Origin of the sequence: Xenorhabdus yunnanensis (assembly GCF_028598805.1) — a bacterium.
Lineage (GTDB): Bacteria > Pseudomonadota > Gammaproteobacteria > Enterobacterales > Enterobacteriaceae > Xenorhabdus > Xenorhabdus yunnanensis.
In genome coordinates this window covers 1-4,119 of record NZ_JAQRFI010000106.1, presented here as the reverse complement: position 1 = coordinate 4,119, position 4,119 = coordinate 1, and the positions used below count along the sequence as shown (strand labels likewise).

General features: G+C 40.0%; 8 protein-coding genes. 6 read left to right on the top strand and 2 right to left on the bottom strand.

All coding sequences use genetic code 11. The features are described from left to right. Positions 1 to 280: 280 nt before the first annotated feature. Positions 281 to 559 carry a hypothetical protein gene (locus PSI23_RS20495; RefSeq protein ID WP_273556807.1) on the bottom strand — a complete coding sequence of 93 codons (279 nt, stop codon included), beginning with the start codon at positions 557 to 559 and terminating at the stop codon, positions 281 to 283. A 623-nt stretch (positions 560 to 1,182) separates the two neighbouring features. On the opposite strand from PSI23_RS20495, the gene PSI23_RS20490 reads away from it, so the two are divergent. Together PSI23_RS20490 and PSI23_RS20485 are read left to right on the top strand one after the other, a co-directional pair. Beyond that, entirely contained in the window at positions 1,183 to 1,629 is a 447-nt protein-coding gene (locus PSI23_RS20490) for a hypothetical protein (RefSeq protein WP_273556806.1), read from the top strand. Between the two features lie 2 nt (positions 1,630 to 1,631). Then, on the top strand, positions 1,632 to 2,105 hold the full coding sequence (locus tag PSI23_RS20485) for a hypothetical protein (RefSeq protein ID WP_273556805.1): 474 nt from the start codon (positions 1,632 to 1,634) through the stop codon (positions 2,103 to 2,105). Between the two features lie 123 nt (positions 2,106 to 2,228). Here the strand turns inward: PSI23_RS20485 and PSI23_RS20480 are convergent, their stop codons facing one another. Continuing rightward, entirely contained in the window at positions 2,229 to 2,660 is a 432-nt protein-coding gene (locus PSI23_RS20480) for a helix-turn-helix transcriptional regulator (RefSeq protein ID WP_273556804.1), read from the bottom strand. Positions 2,661 to 3,189: 529 nt separating this feature from the next. Between PSI23_RS20480 and PSI23_RS20475 the strand changes: the two genes are divergently transcribed. From PSI23_RS20475 to PSI23_RS20460, 4 genes are read left to right on the top strand one after another with little or no spacing between them, the layout of a single operon-like run. Next, entirely contained in the window at positions 3,190 to 3,408 is a 219-nt protein-coding gene (locus PSI23_RS20475; protein WP_273556803.1) for a hypothetical protein, read from the top strand. Between the two features lie 37 nt (positions 3,409 to 3,445). Beyond that, complete coding sequence (locus PSI23_RS20470; RefSeq protein ID WP_273556802.1) at positions 3,446 to 3,646, top strand: hypothetical protein; 201 nt, start codon at positions 3,446 to 3,448, stop codon at positions 3,644 to 3,646. Positions 3,647 to 3,655: 9 nt separating this feature from the next. Further along, entirely contained in the window at positions 3,656 to 3,847 is a 192-nt protein-coding gene (locus tag PSI23_RS20465) for a hypothetical protein (protein WP_273556801.1), read from the top strand. A gap of 12 nt (positions 3,848 to 3,859) precedes the next feature. Then, the gene (locus tag PSI23_RS20460; protein ID WP_273556800.1) at positions 3,860 to 4,033 is read left to right on the top strand and encodes a hypothetical protein; all 174 of its coding nucleotides are present in this window, start codon (positions 3,860 to 3,862) and stop codon (positions 4,031 to 4,033) included. Positions 4,034 to 4,119 lie beyond the last annotated feature (86 nt).

Here is a 4,119-nt window from a genome sequence, read left to right as displayed (position 1 = left end):
TGCGAAAAATTTGAAAAAAAAGTGACTGTGAAATTTGCGAAAAAGCCGGGTCAAATACGGGACCAGATGTGATTTGTAGCACCGCCGACACGCCGTCGTTTTACAAATCATCTAGGTCAGGGCAACGCCCCGACACCCCGCGAGACTATTTTTCTGACGAAATTGAAAGGGAAAGACACCGGAAGGAATACGTTTTAGATGTCCGTTAGGACATGGAAGGCGGCTCATATGATGTTACTGGGATAACCTTCTGCCTATCCGCCGATACAAAAGGGGGGATTCAATCAGGGAACGCGATCCCCCTCATCCCTGCTAAGCCGTCTTTTAGCAATTTATCTGCGACTCGAAAGCTGGACGGTCGAAGACAAAAGAACCCTTCAACGGGTACGGGATAGCGTATAGATGTTATCGTCATACCCCTGCGCACATTTAGTGCCAAATTGGCACAAACCCCTCTCGGTATATATGCGAAGTTACGAGCTGCCCAGTGACCTTGTCCTGTTTCACGCGCAGGAAGGGCGAAAGCGTGGTTCTGTGCTATGGATGCAATCCGTGGCACAGAATGCTGATTTTGCCTCTGACATTACGTTAAAATTTTCACGTAAACGGGTATCTCAATTTATGCGTTTTTATTCGGTTTTTTAGGTGGCTTTTTTGGGGTGAAAATCGGGTGATTTCCTTGTAGAGTTCCCCGCGTGCGCGGGGATAATGATCTTCTCTCGGTTTAGACCAGCACCATCATCTAGAGTTCCCCGCGTGCGCGGGGATAATCCGCAACCTATCGAATAGGTGATCCAGATTGCATATAAGTCTTATATCAATATGCCAATCGAGATCACCTGAAAGCCCCATCACCCGCACGACGGACGCGTTCAGAACGGCCTTGAATGTACCAGAATGGATGAACGAGTTTAAATTCAATGGCTGAATTCATTCATTTATTAAATAAAATATAAGTTATTCTAAATAATAATTTTTATGATTGAAAACCAATTTATTGATAAATACATCTAGGCAGAAGTCTAAAAAAATAGCTTCCCCGCTCAAAATTAATTTTGTATTGTTGCCTTTTCAAATCTATGTATACCTCATATTCATTATTATTGAGTAAACGTAATGATGAATATTTCATGTCAAAGTTACATGATCAATTTATTTTATTTAAAAAGAGGAAGTTAGTCAGTGAAAAAATTATTTGTCGTCATTCTGACAATTTGTTGTGTGACATTTGGTACTCTGTCCCATGCAAATACTTGGGGCCTTCCCGAAAAGAAAGCCTGTAAACATAACGTAGTTAATGAACTTAGGTTATTTCAAAGGAAAGTCTATCATTTTGGAAATCAAACTTTTCAATTAGATAGAAGAGGAATGAAGCATATTCTTGAGCGGCATCACCCTTATTTTTGGAATGGTTCAATTAAAAAAACACAAAGTTTTTTATCGTGTGACATGACTGTAAACAAGATTGTTAATGCCATTAATAGTATAATGAAGAAAAACAGAAATGTTTTATTAAAACAAGGATCTAAGATTTTTCAAATAGAAGGGTATTATAAAGGCCAACTGTATACTGTCGGATTTGAAAACGGAAGAATAGGACAGTTTTATCCTAAGTTAAAACCGAGGTAAAAATGATAAATACCAATATAAACATAAACTCATATATTAAAATTGGAGATGAATTTTTTGATATTTTTCAATATGAAGGTAAGATAAGAGACATTCATTATATTGATGGTGCATTGGAATTAACTATCAATGGAAAACCTCTTATTGATAAATCCATGTGGGATAATATAAATCATCTTTGGAATTATTTTTCCGAAGGGTTATCATTAGTCTATGAAAATAAAGAGTTTAGATGTTCTTTTCCTGATCAGCCTATAGATGTAAAATTTACGCCATTAAAAGGGAATAGAAGAGTGTGTATAAGTGTAAACTGTTATGTTATTCCAGAGGTAAAAACCTCTTTAGATAAAAATGAATTTTTAATTGCTATGCGAGATCATGCAATAAAATTCTTTGAAAGATTAGGATATTTAGCACCTACAACAATTAGTATGAATGTATATGGCTTGCAAGATTTAGGAAAAATCAAATTATAATAAAATAATAATATTAATTTGGTTTTAATACTTAAGGGATCAATGGCGGATGGGAAACTGCGTTAAAGCCTTGCAAGACAAGGCCTAACGTGGGAATTCTTGGTAAATGGATTTGGTGATTTGTTAGGCTCTTCCGCCCTGAATAACACTGAGGCCGTTTTTGAGGGCTTTTTTGTGGTTGCTCACTGTTCCCTTCCAGCCGAACTGTGGGTTTAATCGATAAGTCTTGCTACGCCCGATTTTAGGGCCTTCAAGGATGATCCCAAACTCAATGAGGTTTTTAATAGCTCTACTAACGTTTGTTTTTTGCATTTTTAATGCATTTGCCACATCGATTTGAGCAATTTGGATATAGTTTTCGTAATCCAGATCAGCAAGCAAAGCCATTAGCACCCTCGTTTGCTCGTGATTTAGTTCGTTGGCGATTAAGAGCAGGGCTGCTTGATTCATGGTGAAATGCCTCTCGAATGATGATTTTTGCTTAGGGCGAATTACAGCAACAAAGCCGCCTAAATCTTCTCCGGTTTCGAGATCTATTTGCGTGACTTTTCGCATCTGAATCTATCCTAATAGTTATCTCACAAGATAACTAAGTTATCTCACAAGATAACTATTGTCAAAAACTTTCCGCTTGTGATGCGGCTTGCGAGCGATCCCCTTCTGTATCTTATTAGTCTTAGACCTCGATTTTCGTCAGAAAGTGCGGGTTAAAACCGGTTTTTCAGTGGGGTTCTGAGTGGCCGAGTTCCTATGCCCGATCAGACGAAATTACGCTTCCTCGATTGGACAGACTCGCGGCGATGCCGCTCCCTAATCCAACCTTGCGGCGAGCGTTGCGGGTAATCTGACGGGTGATTTTTTTAAGTCTCGCTGTGTCCTGGGCAATAACATGGCTTGTTATGGCTGGAAGGGGTCTAGAATCGACACAGAGCAAATAACCCCTTGTCATGAAGATCTACGGGTGATCTAATAGGGGCACCGTGGGAATTTCTGCAACAATACACGGTAACAAAAGTTGGCTCACAGAAATTCAATGAGTTAACCAGATCCGATTCTAAACATTCGAGGTTATGCTGAATCTGAAATGTACGGAAAACGTCAGAAGTCAGTTTGTCGTACCATTCGATTATCCGATGGTGTTTGTCGCATACAAAAACGCCGTATTTGGGCAAGAATATTTCTCTCATTAGCCTTTGAACGGAAAACAAGTGATTTCCGTCAGGGTGAAAATCGCTTAGCGGGTGTTATTGCAGAAATGACCACGGAACCCCTAATAGCAAAACGCCCCAGACTGGAACTCTGAGGCGTTTCTATCACATAAACCTGTATGCGAGGTCTAAATGACTGCTAACAACCATATCACATTTTCACAAGTTGAACGTCACAAGCATATCGTCAAAGCGTTTTCCGAATTGTCTGCCGTCCTGCCTGAGAACCACGAATTAAAGTGGCTTCTGGCCATCTTATCGGACAACTTGAAAGTGATTTTCGATGAGGTAAACGATCATCTGTTCGCATTAGCCGATCAAGATATTCTGTAAGGGGATTACATGAATCATCTTGATAGCAATCTTTCCGAGCTGATTAAACGCCATGAGAACGCCGTAGAGCTGTTTTGTCTGTTTACTGACATCACATTCGAGGGGGATTCAACAGAGCGGCTTGTGAAGCTAATAACGGCGAATTTGAGGGCATCCACTGAAGAACTGAAAGCCCACCTTTTGAAGTTAGACTGTCCATGAGTTGAGAAAATTATGAGAGCAGATTTGTTTCAACAGTTGCTGAGTGGTGTGAAAGAAATGGTGGCAATTGAAAACGGTGAGTTGCAACCCGAACCTTCGCGTGTTCATCGTCATGTTGTTCCTGATGCTGATTTTGAATTGACGAAAAACCGTTTCAAGGTTGCGAAAAATTTGAAAAAAAAGTGACTGTGAAATTTGCGAAAAAGCCGGGTCAAATACGGGACCAGATGTGATTTGTAGCACCGCCGACACGCCGTCGTTTTACAAATCAT